The organism is Streptosporangium heterodermiicola (assembly GCF_051390675.1).
Classification (GTDB): Bacteria; Actinomycetota; Actinomycetes; order Streptosporangiales; family Streptosporangiaceae; genus Streptosporangium.
The window spans coordinates 157274-177540 of sequence record NZ_JBPJSR010000015.1 but is presented as its reverse complement, the minus strand read 5'-3'; the positions used below and the strand labels follow the sequence as shown (position 1 = coordinate 177540).

Annotated in this window: 16 protein-coding genes; 8 read left to right on the top strand and 8 right to left on the bottom strand. The window is 71.3% G+C overall.

Annotated features, from left to right (window positions below):
• Nucleotides 1–33: 33 nt before the first annotated feature.
• From ACSC1Q_RS29500 to ACSC1Q_RS29490, 3 genes are all read right to left on the bottom strand, one after another.
• Nucleotides 34–789 (bottom strand): LamB/YcsF family protein, encoded by a 756-nt coding sequence (locus ACSC1Q_RS29500; RefSeq protein WP_436761946.1) that lies wholly within the window; start codon nucleotides 787–789, stop codon nucleotides 34–36.
• 7 nt (nucleotides 790–796) lie between these two features.
• Nucleotides 797–2308: a hypothetical protein gene (locus ACSC1Q_RS29495; protein WP_436762004.1), complete on the bottom strand. Its 1512-nt coding sequence runs from the start codon at nucleotides 2306–2308 to the stop codon at nucleotides 797–799.
• A gap of 206 nt (nucleotides 2309–2514) precedes the next feature.
• Nucleotides 2515–2814 (bottom strand): hypothetical protein, encoded by a 300-nt coding sequence (locus ACSC1Q_RS29490; RefSeq protein WP_436761945.1) that lies wholly within the window; start codon nucleotides 2812–2814, stop codon nucleotides 2515–2517.
• 554 nt (nucleotides 2815–3368) lie between these two features.
• Here ACSC1Q_RS29490 and ACSC1Q_RS29485 point away from each other — a divergent pair.
• The 3 genes from ACSC1Q_RS29485 to ACSC1Q_RS29475 all read left to right on the top strand — a co-directional run bounded on the left by ACSC1Q_RS29485 (nucleotide 3369) and on the right by ACSC1Q_RS29475 (nucleotide 8460).
• Nucleotides 3369–5462: a SpoIIE family protein phosphatase gene (locus tag ACSC1Q_RS29485; protein ID WP_362682007.1), complete on the top strand. Its 2094-nt coding sequence runs from the start codon at nucleotides 3369–3371 to the stop codon at nucleotides 5460–5462.
• A gap of 244 nt (nucleotides 5463–5706) precedes the next feature.
• Entirely contained in the window at nucleotides 5707–7371 is a 1665-nt protein-coding gene (locus ACSC1Q_RS29480; RefSeq protein ID WP_436761944.1) for an RNA polymerase sigma factor, read from the top strand.
• 168 nt (nucleotides 7372–7539) lie between these two features.
• Nucleotides 7540–8460, top strand: a complete 921-nt coding sequence (locus ACSC1Q_RS29475) for a hypothetical protein (protein WP_436761943.1) — start codon at nucleotides 7540–7542, stop codon at nucleotides 8458–8460.
• Nucleotides 8461–8542: 82 nt separating this feature from the next.
• On the opposite strand, the gene ACSC1Q_RS29470 is transcribed toward ACSC1Q_RS29475, so the two are convergent.
• Entirely contained in the window at nucleotides 8543–9283 is a 741-nt protein-coding gene (locus tag ACSC1Q_RS29470) for a YaaA family protein (RefSeq protein ID WP_436761942.1), read from the bottom strand.
• 46 nt (nucleotides 9284–9329) lie between these two features.
• Here ACSC1Q_RS29470 and ACSC1Q_RS29465 point away from each other — a divergent pair, with 46 nt between their 5' ends.
• On the top strand, nucleotides 9330–10055 hold the full coding sequence (locus ACSC1Q_RS29465) for a GNAT family N-acetyltransferase (protein WP_436761941.1): 726 nt from the start codon (nucleotides 9330–9332) through the stop codon (nucleotides 10053–10055).
• 17 nt (nucleotides 10056–10072) lie between these two features.
• Here ACSC1Q_RS29465 and ACSC1Q_RS29460 read toward each other — a convergent pair whose 3' ends face one another.
• The gene (locus tag ACSC1Q_RS29460; RefSeq protein WP_030920243.1) at nucleotides 10073–10303 is read right to left on the bottom strand and encodes a DUF7455 domain-containing protein; all 231 of its coding nucleotides are present in this window, start codon (nucleotides 10301–10303) and stop codon (nucleotides 10073–10075) included.
• A 240-nt stretch (nucleotides 10304–10543) separates the two neighbouring features.
• Between ACSC1Q_RS29460 and ACSC1Q_RS29455 the strand changes: the two genes are divergently transcribed.
• The gene (locus ACSC1Q_RS29455) at nucleotides 10544–12616 is read left to right on the top strand and encodes a DNA gyrase/topoisomerase IV subunit B (RefSeq protein WP_436761940.1); all 2073 of its coding nucleotides are present in this window, start codon (nucleotides 10544–10546) and stop codon (nucleotides 12614–12616) included.
• 185 nt (nucleotides 12617–12801) lie between these two features.
• Here ACSC1Q_RS29455 and ACSC1Q_RS29450 read toward each other — a convergent pair whose 3' ends face one another.
• Nucleotides 12802–13296 (bottom strand): beta-class carbonic anhydrase, encoded by a 495-nt coding sequence (locus tag ACSC1Q_RS29450; RefSeq protein WP_436761939.1) that lies wholly within the window; start codon nucleotides 13294–13296, stop codon nucleotides 12802–12804.
• A 166-nt stretch (nucleotides 13297–13462) separates the two neighbouring features.
• Between ACSC1Q_RS29450 and ACSC1Q_RS29445 the strand changes: the two genes are divergently transcribed.
• Together ACSC1Q_RS29445 and ACSC1Q_RS29440 are read left to right on the top strand one after the other, a co-directional pair.
• On the top strand, nucleotides 13463–13780 hold the full coding sequence (locus ACSC1Q_RS29445; RefSeq protein ID WP_435292936.1) for a hypothetical protein: 318 nt from the start codon (nucleotides 13463–13465) through the stop codon (nucleotides 13778–13780).
• A gap of 160 nt (nucleotides 13781–13940) precedes the next feature.
• Nucleotides 13941–14306, top strand: a complete 366-nt coding sequence (locus ACSC1Q_RS29440) for a VOC family protein (RefSeq protein ID WP_436761938.1) — start codon at nucleotides 13941–13943, stop codon at nucleotides 14304–14306.
• A gap of 167 nt (nucleotides 14307–14473) precedes the next feature.
• Here the strand turns inward: ACSC1Q_RS29440 and ACSC1Q_RS29435 are convergent, their stop codons facing one another.
• A complete protein-coding gene (locus tag ACSC1Q_RS29435) occupies nucleotides 14474–16969 on the bottom strand; it encodes a DNA gyrase/topoisomerase IV subunit A (RefSeq protein ID WP_436761937.1) in 2496 nt (831 codons plus the stop codon).
• A gap of 217 nt (nucleotides 16970–17186) precedes the next feature.
• Nucleotides 17187–17828 carry a GNAT family N-acetyltransferase gene (locus ACSC1Q_RS29430; protein ID WP_436761936.1) on the bottom strand — a complete coding sequence of 214 codons (642 nt, stop codon included), beginning with the start codon at nucleotides 17826–17828 and terminating at the stop codon, nucleotides 17187–17189.
• 330 nt (nucleotides 17829–18158) lie between these two features.
• Between ACSC1Q_RS29430 and ACSC1Q_RS29425 the strand changes: the two genes are divergently transcribed.
• The gene (locus ACSC1Q_RS29425) at nucleotides 18159–20228 is read left to right on the top strand and encodes a RecQ family ATP-dependent DNA helicase (RefSeq protein WP_436762003.1); all 2070 of its coding nucleotides are present in this window, start codon (nucleotides 18159–18161) and stop codon (nucleotides 20226–20228) included.
• Nucleotides 20229–20267: the final 39 nt, after the last annotated feature.

Below are 20267 nucleotides of genomic sequence, written 5' to 3'. Positions count from 1 at the left end.
CCCGGATTCTCGGGTGAAGGACCTCCCGGGTCCTCACGTGAAGGACCTCAGCGTCACCCCGGCGTCCACCAGGCCGTCGCGGACGGCGCGGGCCATCAGCACGGCGCCGGGCGTGTCGCCGTGCACGCAGACCGAGCGCGCCTCGACGGGGACCGACGAGCCGTCCACCGCCTCGACCACCCGTTCGGTCGCCATCCGCACGACCCGGTCCGCGACCGTGCCGGGGTCGTGCAGCACCGCGCCGGGGGAGCGGCGGGAGACCAGCGTTCCCGCGCCGGTGTACGCGCGGTCGGCGAAGGCCTCGACGACGGTGGCGACCCCCTCCCCGGCGGCGATCTCGTGGACGACCGAACCGGGCAGGGTGAGCAGCGGCAGGCTCCGGTCGTAGTCGGCGACCGCCGCCACGACGGCCCCGGCCTGCTCGGGGTCGCGGCAGATCCGGTTGTACAGGGCGCCGTGCGGCTTGACGTAGGAGACCCGGCCGCCCATCGCACCGGCGATGCCGTCCACCGCCGCCAGCTGGTAGAGGACCTCGGCGCAGAGCTCCTCGGGGTCGACGTCCATCTCCCGGCGGCCGAACCCGGCCAGGTCCCGGTAGGAGACCTGGGCGCCGATCGCCACCCCCCGGTCGACCGCCGCCGCGCACGTGCGGCGGATGGTCAGCGGGTCGCCCGCGTGGAACCCGCAGGCGACGTTGGCGCTGGTCACGACGTCGAGCAGGGCCTCGTCGTCGCCCAGACGCCAGATCCCGAAGCCCTCGCCCAGATCGGCGTTGAGATCGATCACCATGGCTCACCTACACCGGGGGTTCGTCGGGAATGTCCGCGATGTCATCGAGGGCGATGGCCAGCTCCTCGGGGTCGTCCCCGATGCGCTCGGCGATCTCGATCAGCACGTGCAGCACGTCGTGCCGGTCGTGGCCCAGGTCCAGCAGCCGCTGCGCCGCCTCCCAGAGCTGCGGCGGGTCGCCCTCCCAGAGCCGGGCGGCGATCTCCTCGTGCCAGGCGAGGTGCTCGTCGTAGTCGCGCCGGTCGAGCTCGCCGGCGTGGTCGATGCCCAGCAGGATCCGCCGGTCGGTGTCGTCGGCCGGGTTGAGCAGGCTGAGCTTGATCTCGCCGTGCGTGCCCTGCAGGAAAGGGAACGCGAACACCCGCCTGGCCAGCGCCGACAGGTCGCCGTCCGGCAGCAGCCGGTCGAGCAGGTCGCGGTCGAGCCCGAAGGTCGTCGGGTCGCGGTAGGACTCCGCGAACTTGCCCGTCGTCTCCCAGACCGCGTCGAGCGTGGCCCGCAGCCCCTCGTCGGGCAGCCCGGTCCTGCCCGCGGCGAAGCGCGCCCACGCGCCCAGCACGTGCGGCACCGCCTCCTGCTCGGCGGTGCTGAGCATCACCTTGCGCGGCAGCCAGTCGAGGAGGAACGTCTCGCACTTGGTCGGGCTCACCCGGAGCGGGCGGCCGAAATCCTGGTCGCAGCCGTAGTCGATGATGTGGTCGGCGCACCGGGAGGCCGCCGAGGGGTCGGACAGGTGCTCGGCCGCGTCCGAGGAGAGGAACTCGGCCGCCAGCATCGCCCGGCGGTCGCGGCTGTAGGGGGCCTCGCTGTGCAGCGGGGCCGGTCGCTTCCTGCCGGGCGGCAGCGCCTTGATCCGGGACCTGGCGAAGGCGTGGTAGGCGCTGTAGCTGTCGCTGACCGGCGCGGCCGTCCTGCGCTGGCCGTACTCGTCGGTGGCCTTCATGGCCGATTCGAGCAGCGCCCTGGCCTGCTGCGGCTCGATCTCCCCGAACCTGAGCATCGGGTTGCCCTCGGCCTCGGCCCTGACCTGCTCCAGCAGCTTGTCGACGTGCGAGGAGACCCAGGCGTCGCGGGCGATGCCGCGCATGTTGTAGTCGACGATCACCACCAGCGCGTGCCGGTCCTCGACGCTGTCGGCGCCCCGGTAGCCGAAGGTGCACACCACGGTGTCCTGGTCGCCGTACGCGTCGCGGGAGACGAAGCAGCCGGTCGTCTTGACCACGCCCAGCCGGTCGGCCCAGCGGGGCCTGGCCACGTCGCGCTCCATGAGCGCCAGCGCGGCGCCCTCCGCCTTGGCGGCCTGGCGGGCCGTGCCGAGGTAGGCGAGCGCGATCAGCAGGGTGAGCGCGGCGGGCGAGCCCGCCTTGGCCGCGTAGTCGACCAGGCCCTCGCCGAGGACCTGCTCGGCGTCCCCGCGGCGCAGCCGGCGCCCCCACCAGGCCCCGACCATGTCGGAGACCATGAGCTCGGCGTCCAGCGGGCTGCGCACGGCCAGCAGCTCGCGAGAGGCGAGCAACATCTCGGAGAAGACCGCCTCGGGGGACTGGCTCTCCCTGGGGTCTCGACGATGTCGCCGGCTCAAGCGGCCTCCCCCGTCGGGCACGCGAGCCCATCGCGGACGCCGCCGCCGTGTCGATTGGCCCGCTCGCTTCCCTCGCTCACGCCCCAACCTTCTCGCATTCCCGGTCCAAACGGTGCGTAGAAGACGGCCGGGTGCCCCTGATGCTACCGGGGACCGCGGGGCGGCGGCGCGGAGTTGACAAGGGCGAGCAAATGCTCGCGGGCGACGCGCTCGACGACCTCGGCCGTCGCCTCGATGCCGAGATGCTCGGCACAGGCGCAGACATCGGCCACGCATCTGTCGACGGTGTCGACGGGAACCGTCAGGAACTCGGCGGCCAGGTGGGACGTCACCGGCTCGTGGAGGACCGTCGGGGGCGCTGGGGACGTCGGGGACGCCGAAGACGCCGAGGGCGCGGCGGAGATCGGGGAAGGCCCGGCGAAGCGGGTAGTCAGAACGGGCATGGATGTCGCATTCCTCCGGAGTTTCCCGGGGGCATCCCCCGGATGTGTCGGCGAGGACGTGCGTTTTCATTCCACAACTTATCTCGGGAGTGTCAACCCTCGGCGCCGTGATATGGAAAGCTGGCCCCGTGTCTTGACTGAATCCTGCAACAGTGGAGTAAGCGAGTGTCCCCGAACAGGGAGCCGAATTGACGGCGAGTCAGTAGCCTGATCTCGCCTGCAAGCCCGACGGAGATGAGGTGGGCAGTTGCCGGGACGGTCCGGCCCGATCCTGCTATGGTCCTGGCCGCAAACGTTCGGAGGCGCAACGCCGGCCGGTCGGCGCCCGTGCGGGAGCCCCCTCGCGCCGGTGCGAGGGTCCCGGTCATCGGAGCGGCGGTTTTCCCAGGGTTCCCGGGGTGCGCGGACCGCATCCTGGGCGGGGCTTCCGTCCGCACCTGCCCATCGCCGATGATGTACTCCAGGATCCGGTCCCCCGGAGCCGCGCTACGCCAATTCGCAAGTTTGGAGATGTGCCTCGTGGGAGACCCTGGCACGCGACGGAGGTGCCGACCATGAGCGCCGAAACCTCCGTGCCCCGTCCCCGGGAGTCGGGTGTGGACATCTCAGACTCCGGCCTGCTGCAGGGCCTGCTGTCACAGTCGCCGTTCGCCTTCGCGTTCTTCGACCCCGGTGGCCGCTTCGAGCGCGTCGACGAGGTCTTCGCCGACGTGGTCGGCCTGCCCGCCGAGCGCCTGGTCGGCCGCGCCCCCGGCGAGCTCCTCTCCGCCGACCTGACCGCCCTGATCGAGGGTTCGGTACGCGGCATCGTCGCGGGCGCCGAGGTCGAGGGCGACCAGCGGATCCGCGTACGCACCGCCGACGGCGAGACCCACCACTGGTCGCTGACCTTCTCCCCGATCCACGACGACAAGGGCGCGCTCCGCGCGATCTGCCTGGTCGGCGTCGACATCACCGACAGCAGGCAGGTCGAGGAGGACCTCAGGCGCAGCGAGGAGCGCTACCGCTCGCTGGTCGAGGCCCAGTCCCAGCTCGTGTGGATCACCGCGCCCAACGGCGTCGTGGAGGAGGACGCGCCGCAGTGGCGTGCGATCACCGGCCAGGGCCTTGAGGAATACCTCACCCACGGCTGGCTGGAGGCCGTCCACCCCGACGACCGCCCGCACACCGAGGAGGCGTGGCGCGAGGCGCTGCGCGGCCGGATCATGTTCGAGTGGAGCTACCGGGTCCGCACCCGGGCCAGCGGCTACCGGCACTTCGAGGTGCGCGCCGTCCCGATCATCCGGCACAACCGGGTCGTCGAGTGGGTGGGCGCCAACACCGACGTCACCCCGCAGCGCGAGGCCGAGGAGATGCGCGGCCGCCTGACCGACCAGCTCGGCGCCGCCGCCCTGCGGACCGCGCGCCTGCAGGGCGCCACGGCGATGCTCGCCGAGGCGCTCACCGTCGAGCAGGTGGTCCAGGTCATCATCGACGTGGGCCGTACGGCGCTGGCGGCCGACCGCTCGGCCGTGGCGCTGCTCGACGTCGACCGGGCCGCGCTGAAGCTGGTCAACAGCGGCGGCATCCCCGACGTTCCCGGGGCTCCCGGCGAGGAGATCCCGCTCTCGCACTCCAGCGTGATGACCATGGCGGTCAACAGCCGGCGCCCGGTCTTCGCCGAGTCGCCGGAGAGCCTGCGGTCCCAGCTGGTCGACGCGGGCGGCGACAACGAGGCCATCACCGGGTTCATCGCCCACAGCGACGAGCGGGCCTGGGTGGGCCTGCCGCTGCTGGCCGCCGGTCGCGCGCTCGGCGCGCTGAGGTTCTCCTTCACCCGCCCGCAGAAGATCTCCCAGGAGGACGGGGTCTTCCTGGAGGCCCTCGCGGGACAGTGCGCCCTCGCCGTGGAGCGGGCCACCCTGTTCGAGCGCGAGCACCGCACGGCCGAGACGCTCCAGCGCAGCCTGCTGCCCGACCGCCTGCCGGTGGTCCGGGGCCTGGTCCTCGCCCAGCGGTTCCGCTCGGGAAGCCGTCACGTGCAGGTCGGCGGCGACTGGTACGACGCGTTCGTCCTCCAGGACGGCCGGGTCGCGGCGGTGGTCGGCGACGTCATGGGCAAGGGCGTCAAGGCGGCCGCCGGGATGGGCCGCATCCGCAACGCCATGCGGGCCCTGGCGCTGACCAACCCGCCGCCCGCGGCGGTTCTCACCGGCCTCGACAGGGTCTTCGAGGCCACCGAGGAGGAGGAGCAGGTCACGACCCTCGCCTACATGGTCGTCGAGCCGGGCACCGGAGAGGGCACGCTGGCGCTCGCCGGTCACCCGCCGCCCCTGCTGGTCTCCCCGCAGGGCGTGCCGCTGCTGTGCGACGGCGAGCCGGGCACCCCGCTGGGCTGGCCCACGAGTCGCCGGCAGTTCAGGTTCTGCGTCCCGCCGGGCCACACCGCCGTCCTGTATTCGGATGGTCTGGTGGAGAACCGGAAGCGTGGCCTCGATGCCGGACTTGCTGATCTTTGCTCGGTTGTGACCGAAGCGCCGGCCGAGGTGGTGGGAAGTCCCCACATGTTGCTAGATTTTCTTGTCGACCGCATGCTGTCCGGATATGAGCAGGACGACGACGTCACGGTGCTCGCGATTCACGTGCCCCTCGCCACGAAGAGTGACTGAATGAAACAGTCATAACGGTTGCTTTCGGGTATCGGTGCCTCGCTTCCGTACGCACTACTCTCTTGGTCGGCCTAGGGTGGAGGGCAACCGCCAGGAGGCGGCCGTATGGATCACGGTGTCATGCCACAATGCTGGACAGGTGCGTCGCGGTTCGCGCGGCCTCGCTAATCACAACTAGAGGTAAAACTGCCCCTAGTTGGGCATCTGGGTCCATTCTCGTCACGCTTTCCTTCGAGAGGTGTTCGTGTCGCCTGCAAGTTCGACTCGCTCGAAGCCATCCGAGCTGAACGAGCCCGTCATTCAGCAGCTGATGGAGCGGGGGCGCTCGCAGGGGTTCCTCGAGTCCGAGGATGTCCGCAAGGCCGTCGAGGAAGCGGACATTCCGATGGCGCAGGTCGCTGGAATCCTGCGAAGCCTCAGCAAAGAGGGCATCACAGTACGACTGACCGCCGAGGACTCCGCGGCTCCCAAGAAGCCCCGCACTCCCGCCAAGCGCCGCACTACCCCGGCCGCGCCCGCCGCGGTCAAGAAGACCAAGACCGCCGCCGCGGCCAAGGAGCAGCCGGAGACCGTCACCGCGGTCGTCAGCGGCTCCGAGCCCGCCACGACCGCCGCCAAGAAGCCGGTGGCTCCGGCCAAGGCGGCCCCGGCCAAGAAGGTCGCCCCGGCGGCCAAGAAGCCGGTTCCCGCCCCGCCGCCGAAGAAGGCCGGTCCCGCCGGGGCCGCCGTTCCGGCTCCCGCGTCCGCGCCGAAGCCGGTCACCGGTGACGACGACGAGGTCATCGAGCTTGAGGACGTCGAGATCGAGGACTTCGACCTGGAGGCTGTGGCCGAGGTCGAGGTCGAGGTGGAGGTCGAAGCCGAGGTCGAGGTGGAGGCCGAGGCCGAGACCGAGGAGGAGCCCAAGGTCGAGGCCGTCGAGGTGAACGAGGACGAGGTCCTCATCCTCACCGACGACGACGATGACGCCCCGGTTCCCCAGGTCGCCGCCGCAGGCGCCACCGCCGACCCGGTAAAGGACTACCTCAAGCAGATCGGCAAGGTTCCCCTGCTCAACGCGGAGCAGGAGGTCGAGCTCGCCAAGCGCATCGAGGCCGGCCTGTTCGCCGAGGAGCAGCTCGGCACCGACGGCGAGAAGCTCCCGGTCGACGTCCGCGCCGAGCTGGAGTGGATCGCCGAGGACGGCCGCCGGGCCAAGAACCACCTGCTGGAGGCGAACCTCCGCCTCGTGGTCTCGCTGGCCAAGCGCTACACCGGGCGAGGCATGCTCTTCCTGGACCTGATCCAGGAGGGCAACCTGGGCCTGATCCGCGCGGTCGAGAAGTTCGACTACACCAAGGGCTACAAGTTCTCCACCTACGCCACGTGGTGGATCCGGCAGGCGATCACCCGCGCCATGGCCGACCAGGCGCGGACCATCCGCATCCCGGTCCACATGGTCGAAGTGATCAACAAGCTGGCCCGCGTCCAGCGGCAGATGCTCCAGGACCTGGGCCGCGAGCCCACCCCGGAGGAGCTGGCGCGCGAGCTCGACATGACCCCCGAGAAGGTCGTCGAGGTCCAGAAGTACGGTCGCGAGCCGATCTCCCTGCACACCCCGCTGGGTGAGGAGGGCGACAGCGAGTTCGGTGACCTCATCGAGGACTCCGAGGCCATCGTTCCGGCGGACGCGGTGAGTTTCACGCTTCTGCAGGAGCAGCTCCACTCCGTTCTGGACACGCTGTCCGAGCGCGAGGCGGGCGTGGTCTCGATGCGGTTCGGCCTGACCGACGGTCAGCCGAAGACGCTGGACGAGATCGGCAAGGTCTACGGGGTGACGCGCGAGCGCATCCGGCAGATCGAGTCCAAGACGATGTCCAAGCTCCGCCACCCGTCCCGGTCGCAGGTGCTGCGCGACTATCTCGACTGAGGCTTGATCTTGACGACTTGATGACAAAGGGCCCACACCATGTGGTGTGGGCCCTTTGTCATTAACGCGGGTGTAACAGGTCGGTAGCACGTGGAGTGAAACGGACTTCTAGGCTGCCGCCTCATGGGTGTGGCCGAAGCTGACAGGATTCGCGCCCGAGGGCTGCGAGTGATCGTCGATCGTCCGTGGGCGGACGCGATGCTCGACGAGGCGGTCGCCGCGGTACGCCGAAAGGTGTTCGAGGCCGGTCCGATCGCGATCGGCGCGGCCCGCGGCGATCCGGAGAGCCGCGCGCTCAGGATCGAGGCGCTGGCCAGGGCGGCCGTCGGCCACAGCCGTGCCATAGAGGCGCTGGCGGCCCGCGACCGGGCCAATCCCGACGTCTGGCTCTGGCTCGGGCGCACCCGCATCGAGGAAGCCTGGACGATCAAGCCGGACGTCAAGGCGCGGGCCGTGCAGGCGCAGCGTGTGCAGGCGTTCCAGGCGGCGATGGAGTCCGCCAGGACGCCGCTGTTCACCGCGGCGTCGCTCGCGCCGTCCGATCCGGTGCCCTGGGAATCGATCATGTGGCTCTACCTCGGCCTCGACCGGCCGCGCCAGGAGAAGGACGCGGTCTGGTACGAGGCCGTTCGCCGTTATCCGACGCTGTTCCCGGCCAACGTGGCCCGGCTCATGACGTTGTCCCCCGGCTGGGGTGGAAGTGCCCAGGAGATGCTGGAGTTCGCCAGGCAGGCCGTCTCGCGGGCGCCGGACGGGGACCCGATGGCGTCCCTGATACCGCTGGCCCACTTCGAGCGGGTGTCCGCCGAGCGGTCGCCGATGTCGCGCGGCGGCTGGTTCTCCGACGAGGCGCTGCGCGAGGTCGTCTCGCACTCGGGCCGCTGGCTGGGCCGGGACACCCATCCCCGCTCGGTCGAGGCGCACAACCTGTTCGGGGCCGCCTTCTACCTCGCCGACCTGCGGCGGCCCGCCCGCGGGCACCTGATGCGGACCGGGGGCAGGGTCAGCCGGTTGCCGTGGTCCTATCTCGGTGATCCCGCCCAGCAGTTCCAGCGGGCCTGCGGGCGGCTCCACCTCGTCGCGGCGTGAACCGGCCGGGGTCCTCCGGCGCGCCGCGCCCTGGCCCCGGCGCGTCCGCGGGGCCTGTGGGGCCTGTGGGACCCGCGGGAGATCACACCATGACGTCGAGTGTCCACGGGCGGTTTCCGGCGGGCGGCGCCCCGAGTGTGACGGAGTGGCCCAGATGATCCAGGACCTTGGCGAGCTCCCCGGGACTCCCCGGATCGACGCCCCCCTCCAGCAGGGAGCGGGCGATCACCCCGCGGGTGGCCTTGGCCATGTGGCTCACCACCTTCCCGTCCCTGAACACCCGTACCGCCACCGCCCGGCCGCCCGGCTGCCACGCCGCCGCGTACGTGCCGGAGCGCAGGTCCACGACCAGGCCGGGCTCGGCGTCGAGCAGCGGCGTGACCGAGCGGCGCCAGAAGGCGCCCAGGCCGCCGAGAGGCGGCAGCCGCACCCCCATCGACAGGCGGTACGGTGGCACGCGGTCGCCGATCCGCAGCAGGCCCCAGAGGCCGGAGAAGATCAGCAGGCTCTCCGAGGCCCGCGCGGCGGCCTCGGGGGAGAGCGTGGCCAGGCCGAGGTTGTCGTAGAGCACGCCGGTGTACAGGTCGGCCGCGGCCAGCGCCGGCGCGGTCCGCAGGAGCAGGTTCCCGCCGATCTCGCCGGCCTGTCCCGGAGACAGGCCGAGCACCTCCCGCGCGGCGGGTTTCCGGCACAGCGCGGTGAGCGCGTCCAGGACGATCTCCCTGGGCGGGCCGAGGGCGGGAAAACTCAGTCCGGGCAGGTCGACGGCCGGGCCCTCACCCCGCGGGGCCTTCCCCTCGGACGGAGGCAGCAGAATCAGCACAGTCGCCGAGCGTAGTGGGGCGACCGGGGAGTTAGGATCCTTCAGCATGATCGATGAGGTCTTCGACCGGCTGGTCGACCAGGCCTGGCCGGCGCTCCAGCGGGTGGACGCCGGGGGCTGGACGCTGCGCGCCGCGGACGGGGTGACCAAGCGGGCAAACTCCGTGCTGCCGCTGGGCGAGCCAGATGATCTTCTGGCGGGCATCGAGGGCGCCGAGAAGTTCTACGCCGACCGTGGCCTGCCCTGTGTCTTCTCGGTGGGAGGCGGCGCCACGCCCGGCCTGGACGCGGCGCTGGAGGCACGCGGCTACCGGGTGGTGGACCCCACACTGATCATGACGGCACGCCTCGTGTCCGGGGAGCCTGGAGGGCCTGGAGAAGCGGAAGAGAAGGTCGAGCTCGCTGAGGCGCCCTCGCAGGCGTGGTTGGACGCCTGGTGGAGCGTGGACGGGAGGTTCGGTGGCGACGGTCTGGCGACGGCCGCGCGAATCCTCACCGGCGTGCCCGCCGTATACGCCTCGCTCGGCGGGGAGGCCGTGGGGCGGGGCGTGGTCCAGGGGGAGTGGTTCGGGGTCTACTCCATGGCCGTGCTGCCGCACGCGCGGCGCCGGGGTCATGGACGGGATGTGTTGCGTGCCCTGCTCTCGCATGCGCGGGCGCAGGGCACACAGCGGGCATATTTAGTCGTAGTGGAGTCGAACACCGCGGCCAGGGCGCTCTACGAGCGACAGGGCTTCACGGTGGCGGGCCGATATCACTATCGGGTCCGATGATGGCTCCATTCGTCTGGTTATCGTTCGTCGTTGCCTGCCGTTGCCGGGGCGTCGCTGAGACGAGCGGACTCGTCCTGGATGTTGGCGCCCTTGTCTCTCAGCACGGCCACGTGCTGCCGCCCGTGGTGGGCGCAGAACAGCAGCTCCCCACCTACGGGCAGGGTCGCGCGGATGTAAGCCTGGGCGCCGCACCGGTCACAGCGGTCAGCAGCTGTGAGCTGCTTGGCGGGGGCGAGGGTTCCAGTCACGTATCGCCTTTCAGGTCATCCCCTGAGGTGGAGGATCTGGCGTCAGTCACTTGAGAGAACATCTAACCCGATACGAACGTTCCCAACCGACCCCCTGCTACGCCCAGAGCGGAAAGTGTCCGAAAGTAATGATGATCACGCCGGATGTAACGCCTGTGCCCACCGGATGGCAAGCTTGTACGCGTCGTGGTGGGAAGAACGGTAAGCTGCGCACACGTGTTCGACAGAGTGGGAGTGGGCGTGACCGCAGTTAGCGCGGAGACGGGTTATACGGCCCGCCACCTGTCGGTGCTGGAGGGTCTCGAAGCCGTCCGCAAGCGTCCCGGCATGTACATCGGGTCGACCGACAGCCGCGGTCTCATGCACTGCCTCTGGGAGATCGTGGACAACGGGGTCGACGAGGCCCTGGCGGGATACTGCGGCCGCATCGAGGTCGAGCTCCACCCCGACGGCTCCATCGAGGTCCGCGACGACGGGCGGGGCATCCCGGTCGACGTCGAGCCCAAGAGCGGCCTGGCGGGCGTCGAGCTCGTCTACACCAAGCTCCACGCGGGCGGGAAGTTCGGCGGCGGCTCCTACGGCGCCTCGGGCGGCCTGCACGGCGTCGGCGCCTCCGTCGTCAACGCCCTGTCCTCCCGGCTGGACGTCGAGGTCGACCGCGGCGGCCGGATCCACGAGATCAGCTTCCGCAGGGGCGTCCCCGGGATCTTCGACGGCGACGGCCCCAAGGCCAAGTTCAAGAAGAAGTCCGGGCTGCGCGACGGCGGCGCCGTCGCGAAGAACGTCACCGGCACCCGCGTGCGCTTCTGGGTCGACCACCAGATCTTCCTCCCCGAGGCCGAGGTCTCCCTCGACGAGATCCACGTCCGCCTCCGCCAGACCGCGTTCCTGGTCCCCGGCCTCACCCTGGCCGTGCGCGACAGCCGAGGCGAGGAGGCCGTCGAGGAGGAGTTCCACTTCGACGGCGGCATCTCGGAGTTCACCGAGTTCCTCGCCCGCGACGAGGCCGTCTGCGAGGTGCTGCGCCTGCAGGGCGCCGGCCACTTCCACGAGACCGTCCCGGTCCTCGACGACCTGGGGCACATGACCCCGACCGAGGTCCAGCGGGAGCTCACCGTCGACGTGGCGGTGCGCTGGGGCAAGGGCTACGACAGCACCGTCCGCTCCTTCGTCAACGTGATCGCCACCCCCAAGGGCGGCACCCACGTCAACGGCTTCGAGCGCGCCCTCGTCCGCACCCTGAACGAACAGCTGCGCGAGACCCGCCTGCTCAAGAACGGCGACGCCCCCGTGACCCGCGAGGACATCATGGAGGGTCTCACCGCGGTGGTGACCGTCCGGGTGCCCGAGCCACAGTTCGAGGGCCAGACCAAGGAGGTCCTGGGCACCTCCGCGGCCTCCAGGATCGTCGCCCACGTCGTCTCGCGAGAGCTCAAGGAGCTGCTCGCCAACCCGTCGCGCAACGCCAAGGCGCAGCTCCGCGCGGTCCTGGAGAAGATCGTCGCGGCCGCCAAGGCCCGCATCGCCGCCCGGGAGCACCGCGACAACCAGCGCCGCAAGACCGCCCTGGAGAACTCGGCGCTCCCCGCCAAGCTGGTCGACTGCCGCAGCGACGAGGTCGACCGCAGCGAGCTGTTCATCGTCGAGGGCGACTCGGCGCTGGGCACCGCCCGCGCGGCCCGAAACTCGGAGTTCCAGGCGCTGCTGCCGATCCGGGGCAAGATCCTGAACGTGCAGAAGGCGTCCGTCGCCGACATGCTCAAGAACGCCGAGTGCGCCGCGATCATCCAGGTCATCGGCGCGGGCTCGGGCCGTTCCTTCGACATCGAGGCCGCCCGCTACGGCAAGGTCATCCTGATGGCCGACGCCGACGTCGACGGGGCCCACATCCGCTGCCTCCTGCTCACCCTGTTCCACCGCTACATGAAGCCGATGGTCGAGGCCGGGCGCGTCTTCGCCGCCGTGCCGCCGCTGCACCGCATCGAGGTCGTCAACCCCACGCGCGGTCACGGCAAGTACGTCTACTGCTACTCCGACGCCGAGCTGCACCGGGTGATGCGCGACCTGGAGCGCCGGGGCAAGCGCTGGAAGGACCCGATCCAGCGTTACAAGGGCCTGGGAGAGATGGACGCCGACCAGCTGGCCGAGACGACCATGGAGCCCCGGCACCGTACCCTGCGCAGGGTCCGCATCGAGGACATCGAGGAGGCCGAGCGCATCTTCGCCCTCCTGATGGGCAGCGACGTGGCCCCGCGCCGGGAGTTCATCGTGAGCAGCGCGGCCGAGATCGACCGCGACCACATCGACGCGTGACCCTCCCGTCCCCGCCGGGTGACTCTCCCCGGCGGGACGGCTGACGGCGAGCTCCACGGCACCGGCCGCCCCGGGCCTCAAGTGCGCCCCCCGGGGCGTCCGCCGTGCCCGATGCTCTCGGGCGTCGGCGGACACGGCCGGTCGCGGACCCGTGATCCGGCCCCGCCGGGACCGGATCACGAGGCTCAGGTCTCGACCGGCATCAGCTTGCCGGTGCGTACGTCGTAGATGGCCCCGCCGACCGGCATGCCCGGGGGCAGGAACGGGCTCGTCCTGATCCGTACGAGATCATGGCGCAGTGCCGCGTCCTGGTCGGGGACGGTGTGGAAGTCCAGGCTGCGGGTGTCGACGCCGCGCCGGGCGGCGATCGCGTGCACCTCCTCGTCGGTCACCTTGGTCACCCCGCAGTCGGTGTGCGGCATGACCAGCACCCGCTCCACTCCCAGCAGGTTGACCGCCAGGACGAGCGTACGCAGGACGTCGTCGGTGACCCGGGCACCGGCGTTGCGGAGGATCTTGGCGTCGCCCGGCTTGAGGCCGAGGAGCCCCAGCGGGTCGATCCGTGAATCCATGCAGGTGACCAGGGCGAGGCCGCAGGCGGCCCTGCCGGTCAGTCCCGCGTTGGTGAACGTGGCGGAGAACTTCTCGTTGGCGGTCAGCAGATCGTCAAAAGCACTCACGTGCGCATCCCTCGGTCGGTGCGATCAACGGGCTAATGATGCTTCATGCCCGTTTCCAGAGCGTTGCCGGGGGCGCACCTGGTGACGACTTCACCAAGATCCCGCCACCGCCGCTCGCTCTGGGTCATGATGTCGTCACCCAACGTCCGGAAGTGTGGAGAGGCTGATGAGCAGGACCGAATCGCTGGCCGACTATCTTCGCGACCAGGGTAGGCGAAAGCTGGACCGGGTCGAGGTCAGGGACGGGGGGCGCAACGCGCGCTCGGCGCTGGCCCTGCTCGACGCGGCGGTCTACACGCGGTCCCTCAAGGACGACGACCCGTTCGTGGCCGTTCTCGCGGAGGCGGGATGTTTCGGTCCCCAGGGGACCGGTGAGTTCGAGCCGACGGACCGGGTCGCCAAGGTCGTCCGCTTCTGGGAGTCGGGTGAGCCCTGGCAGCTGCTGATGGCGATCCGGTTCGCGCTCCAGGGCGCGCTCACCTGAGATGCCGGGTTTCGGCCCGTCCGCCGGGGAAAGGCGGACCGGGGCCGTGGCACCAGGCCGGAGGCGCCTCGCGTCACCCGGGACGATCGGCGCGTCAGCCGTTGAGGCTCTCCGTGACACCGCCGTAGGATCTTCGTCGGTGCCGAGTTTGGGAGGAAGCATGGGAATCGCGCAGCTGAGGTCGATCGTCCTCGACTGTCCAGACCCCAAGCAGCTGGCCGACTTCTACAGCGCGCTCCTGGGCTGGCAGGTCGCCAGCGTCGAGGACGACTGGGTGGTGGTCACCGGGGGCAGGCCCGGGCGGCTCTGCTTCCAGCTGGTCCCCGGCTACCGGCCGCCGGAGTGGCCGAGCACCGAGCGGCCCCAGCAGTTCCATCTCGACCTGACGGTCGAGAACCTCGACGAGGCCGAGAAGGAGGCGCTGGCGCTGGGCGCGTCCAAACATCCGTACCAGCCGGGCGAGAACGAGGGTTTCCGGGTCTTTCTCGACCCCGCCGGGCACCCGTTCTGCCTGTGCGCCGACTGACCCTCCTGAGTGATCTCAGAGCCTCCGGGCCTGATCGGGCGTCCTGGACGGTCCCCGGGCTTCGTGCCGGCCGGGTGTCTCGCGTGATGTCAGAACTGTGATGCCGGAAAAGGGCCCGGGGCCCCCGCCGTCCTGGCGGGAGCCCCGGGCCCTGTCGCGGACGAGTGTCACTCCTCGGGGGCGGGAGCCGCCGCGGAGACCTCCCCGCCGCCTCCGGCGCCGAGGGCGCCGCCCACGGCCGACACGGTGTGGGTGAGCCGTACGCCGGAGCCGTCGCGGCGGCCAAGCTCCTCGGGCAGGGGCACGGGCTTGCCGACCGCCGAGACCGCGCGGGCCGGTCCCGGGCCCGCCCAGGCGAGCAGCAGGACGTCCTCGCCCTTCAGGAACCGCTGGACGCGGACCCCGCCGGTGCCCCGGCCCTTCGGCGGGTATTCGGCGAAGTCGGAGAGCTTGGCGCCGCCGACCTGGGTGCCGGGCAGCGCCGTCGAGGAACCGGCGATGGTCACGACCTGCGACTCACGGGCCGGGTCGACCACGCCGAACCAGATCACCACGGCGTCGCCGTCGAGCCGCACACCGGCCATGCCGCCCGCGGGACGGCCCTGCGGGCGGACGACGGAGGCGGAGTAACGCAGCAGCTGGGCCTCGGAGGTGATGAAGACGAGGTCGTGCTCCTCGCTCTCCAGCTCCACCGCGCCCACCACCGTGTCGCCCTCCTTGAGAGTGATCACCTCGAAGTCGTCGCGGTTGGCCGGGTAGTCGGGGACGACCCGCTTGACCACCCCCTGCGCCGTGCCCAGCGCCAGGCCGGGCCCGTCGGGATCGAGCGAGCCGATGCCGACGACCGTCTCGCCCGGGTTGAACGTGACGTACTCCGCGACCGGATGGCCGCCCGACAGCGACGGCGGGTTGGCCGAGCGGGGCAGCGTGGGCAGGTCGACCACCTGGACCCGGATCATCCGCCCCTGGTTGGTGACCACGCCCACCTCGCCCCTGACCGTGCTCCGCACGGCGGAGACCAGCACGTCGTGGGCCGAGCGGTCGCCGTCACCGGCCAGCGGCGAGGCGTCGAACGTGCGGGCCAGCAGGCCGGTGGAGGAGAACAGCACCAGGCAGGGGTCGTCGGCCACCTCCAAGGGGACCGAGACGTTTCTCGCGACCCCCGAGGACTCCAGCAGCACCGTACGGCGCGGGGTGCCGAAGGTCTTGGAGACCTGGGCGAGCTCGTCGGAGACGACCTTGCGGAGCCTGTCGTCGGAGGACAGGATCGCGGTCAGCTCCGCGATCTCCTGGCGCAGGGTCTCGCTCTCGCGGTCGAGCTCCAGCTTGTCGAAGCGGGTCAGGCGGCGCAGCGGCGTGTCGAGGATGTAGTTGGCCTGGGTCTCCGTCAGCTCGAAGACCTCCGTCAGGCGCTCGCGGGCCTGGGCGGAGTTCTCCGAGGAGCGGATGACCTGGATGACCTCGTCGATGTTGAGGAGGGCGACGACGAGGCCCTCGACGAGGTGCAGCCGCTCCTCGCGCCTGCGCCTGCGGTACAGCGAGCGGCGGCGGACCACGTCGACGCGGTGGTCGACGTAGACCTGGAGCAGCTCGCGCAGGCCCAGCGTGCGCGGCTCGCCGTCGACCAGGGCGACGTTGTTGATGCCGAAGGTCTCCTCCATCGGCGTGAGCCGGTAGAGCTCCTCCAGCACGGCCTCGGGGATGAAGCCGTTCTTGATCTCGATGACCAGGCTGAGGCCCTTGTGGCGGTCGCTGAGGTCCTTGAGGTCGGAGATGCCCTGGAGCTTCTTGGCGGTGACCAGCTCCCGGATCTTGGTGACCACGCGCTCGGGGCCGACGTTGAAGGGCAGCTCGGTGACGACGATGCCCTTGCGGCGGGGGCTGACCTGCTCGACGGCGCACTTGGCGCGCATCCGGAAGGTGCCCCGGCCCTTGGCGTACGCGTCGCGGATGCCGTCGAGGCCGATGATCGTGCCGCCGGTGGGCAGGTCGGGGCCGGGGACGAACCGCATCAGGTCGTCGAGCGTCGCGTCGGGCTTCTTGATCAGATGGCGGGCGGCGGCGACGACCTCGACGAGGTTGTGCGGCGCCATGTTGGTGGCCATCCCGACCGCGATGCCGGTGGCACCGTTGACCAGCAGGTTGGGGAAGGCCGACGGCATGACCGTGGGCTCGGTCTCCTGGCCGTCGTAGTTGGGCTTGAAGTCGACCGTGTCCTCGTCGATCGACTGGACCACGGCCATCGCCGCCGAGGCGAGCCGGGCCTCGGTGTAACGCATCGCGGCGGGCAGGTCGTCGGGGGAGCCGAAGTTGCCGTGCCCGTCGATGAGCGGCAGGCGCATCGAGAACGGCTGGGCCATGCGGACCAGCGCGTCGTAGATGGCGGTGTCGCCGTGCGGGTGGAGCTTGCCCATCACGTCGCCGACGACGCGCGACGACTTGACGTGGCCCCGGTCGGGCCGCAGGCCCATCTCGCTCATCGAGTAGAGGATGCGGCGCTGGACCGGCTTGAGGCCGTCCCTGGCGTCCGGCAGCGCACGCTGGTAGATCACCGAATATGCGTATTCGAGGAAGCTGGTGCGCATCTCGGTGGAAACGTCGATGTCGACGATCCGCTCCTCGAAGCCCTCGTCGGTCGGGGGTGTGGTCGTCCGTCGAGCCATCTGATTTCCTGCGCGCGCGCCCGGCCGTCAGGCCGGGGGGAGGCGCATCCTCCTTCTGTCTTCGTGGTCCAACCGTTGGCGCGGGCTCCCCGGGGAGCCGTGGCCGGGATGTCCGGCGGGAGACCGGTGACGGGGGCGACCGGGCATCATACCGAGACTCGATACCATACCCAGCCCATCCGACACTTCCGGGCCTTCCCCGGCCTGCCCGGGGGTGCTAGGGCCGTTCCGGCGCGGCGCCGGGGGCGGCCGGGGTGCCCGGGACGGCGGGGGCACCGGGGAGGGCGCGGGTCCGGGGGCCCGCTCCCGGCCAGGGCCCCGGGGTCTCGCCCTCGTGCTCGTCCCCGGGAACGTTCACCTTGGTGTCGTAGACCCTGAAGCCGCGCGCCTTGTAGTTGGCGAGCGCCACCGGGCTGTCGAGGGAGCAGGTGTGCAGCCACACCCGCCGGGTCGGCTCCCGCTCCGGCTGCCGGTCGGCCAGGTCCCAGGCCCTGGCGACGCCGATCTCCAGCAGGTGACCGCCGACGCCCTTGCCGATCGCCCACGCCAGGAGACCGAAGGAGTTGATCTCGACGGCCCCGCCGTCCTGCGGGACGAGCTCGACGTAGCCCGCGGGGGTGCCGCGGTGGTAGGCCACCCAGGTCTCCACGCCGCCGGACAGCCAGTCCGCCCACTCGTCCCACGTCCACGGCAGCTTGTTGGTCCAGTGCCAGTCTCCGCCGACGGCCGTGGTGAGGAACCGGCTGAACTCGGGCGAGGGCAGCTCGGCGCGCACGACGTCGACCTCGACCGACGGCGGCTTGGCGGGCAGCAGGTCCGAGCGTGAGGTCTGTTCGAGGTACCAGGTGGTGACGTCCATAGTGGATGCATCAAATCACGGCTCGGAGCCCGTCAGGTCCGCAGCTCCCGGCGCCACGGCTCCGGTGACGCCGCGGGAACGGGCCGCGGCCCCCGCCGCGCACCCGCCGGGTGCCGGGAGGCCCGCCGATCACTCCTCTCGTCTCCCGTCCGGTACGGCACCCGCCGGGCGCGGGGAGGCCCGTCGGCGATTCCTCTCGATTCCCGTCCGGTACGGCGTACGCGGGGCCCCGTATCCCTCTCGGGTACGGCGTGTGCCGCCCGTGTATGCCGTACCGGGGAAAAACAGTCGGCGAGACCTGGTACCAATGACCGGGTGAGCGAAGAGCTGATGCTGCGCGAAGAGGCCGAGGAGCGGCTGCGGGCGCTCGCCGGGGAGCACGCCCGGTTGCGCGAGGACCAGTGGGCGGCCATCAAGGCGCTGGTCATGGACCGGCGCCGGGTGCTCGTGGTGCAGCGCACCGGCTGGGGCAAGTCGGCTGTTTACTTCATCGCCACCGCGCTCCTGCGCGAGCTGGGCGAGGGGCCGACCGTGATCGTGTCCCCGCTGCTGGCCCTGATGCGCAACCAGATCGCCGCCGCCGAGCGCGCCGGGATCAACGCGGTCACGGTCAACTCGGCCAACCCCGAGGAGTGGGAGCAGGTCTACAACCAGGTCGCCGAGGGCGAGGTCGACGTGCTGCTCGTCAGTCCCGAGCGGCTCAACAACCCCGACTTCCGCGACCACGTGCTGCCCGAGCTCGCCGAGAGCGCGGGCCTGATCGTGGTCGACGAGGCGCACTGCATCTCCGACTGGGGCCACGACTTCCGCCCCGACTACCGGCGGCTGCGCACGATGTTCGAGGAGCTCACCGAGGGCGTGCCGATCCTCGCGACCACCGCCACGGCCAACGCCAGGGTCACCCGCGACGTCGCCGAGCAGATGGGCGAGGAGACGCTCGTGCTGCGCGGCGCGCTGGAGCGCGACAGCCTCCATCTCGGGGTCGTGCGCCTGCGCGGCGCCGAGCAGCGGCTGGCCTGGCTCGCCCGGACGCTGCACGAGCTCCCCGGTTCCGGCATCGTCTACACGCTCACCGTGGCCGCCGCCCAGGAGATCGCCGCCTACCTGCGCGAGCAGGGCCACGAGGTGGTCGCCTACTCCGGGCAGACCGAGCAGGCGGAGCGGCTCGCCGCCGAGCAGGCGCTGCTCGACAACAAGATCAAGGCACTGGTCGCGACCTCGGCGCTGGGGATGGGCTACGACAAGCCCGACCTCGGCTTCGTGGTGCACGTCGGCGCCCCCCAGTCTCCGGTGGCCTACTACCAGCAGGTCGGCCGCGCGGGCCGAGGGGTCGAGCGGGCCGAGGTGATCCTGCTGCCCGGCGCCGAGGACCGCGACATCTGGGCCTACTTCGCCTCGCTGGCCTTCCCGCCCGAGCCCGTCGTGCGCGCCGTGCTGGCCGCGCTTGAGGAGGGCGGAGTGATGTCCACGGCCGCCCTGGAGAACCGGGTGGACCTCAGCCGGAGCCGCCTGGAGACCATGCTGAAGGTCCTCGACGTCGACGGCGCGGTGCACCGGGTCAAGGGCGGCTGGGAGTCCACCGGCGAGCCCTGGGCGTACGACGCCCCGCGCTACGCCAGGGTCGCCGCCGAGCGCGAGGCCGAGCAGCGGGCGATGCTCGACTACCTCGACACCACCGGCTGCCGCGAGGAGTTCCTGCGCCGCCGCCTCGACGACGACACCGCCTCCCCCTGCGGGCGCTGCGACAACTGCACCGGCGTCCACCGCTCGCCCGAGGTGGACGAGCGGGCCGTACGGTCGGCCGCCGACCGGCTCCAGCGGCCCGGGGTGGACATCGAGGCCCGCAAGCAGTGGCCGACCGGGCTGGCCGACCTCAAGGGCCGGATCAAGCCGGAGCTGGGCGCCGAGCCGGGGAGGGTGCTGGGCAGGCTCACCGACATCGGCTGGGGAAACCGCCTGCGCGGCCTCCTCGCCGACGGCGCCCCCGACGGGCCGGTCCCCGACGACGTCTTCGCCGCCGTGATCAAGGTGCTGTCGTCCTGGGAGTGGGCCCAGCGCCCGGTCGGCGTCGTCGCGGTGCCCTCGGCCGGCCGCCCCCAGCTCGTCCGCAGCCTGTCCGAGCGGCTGGCCCAGGTGGGGCGCCTGTCCTACCTGGGCGACCTCGGCTACCGGTCGGGCTCGCCGGGACGGCAGTTCAACAGCGCGCAGCGCGTCCAGGCGATCAGGGGCACCCTCGCCATGCCCGCCGCCCTGGGTCCGGCCGTCGCCGGGGCCGGAGGCCCGGTCCTGCTGGTCGACGACCTGGTCGACACCGGCTGGACGATGACGCTGGGAGCCGCGATGCTCCGCCACGCCGGAGCCCCCGCCGTGCTGCCCCTCGCCCTCGCCGTCACCAGCTAGGAGCCGGCCGGGAGCCCGGCGGGGAGGCACCCGGAGCAC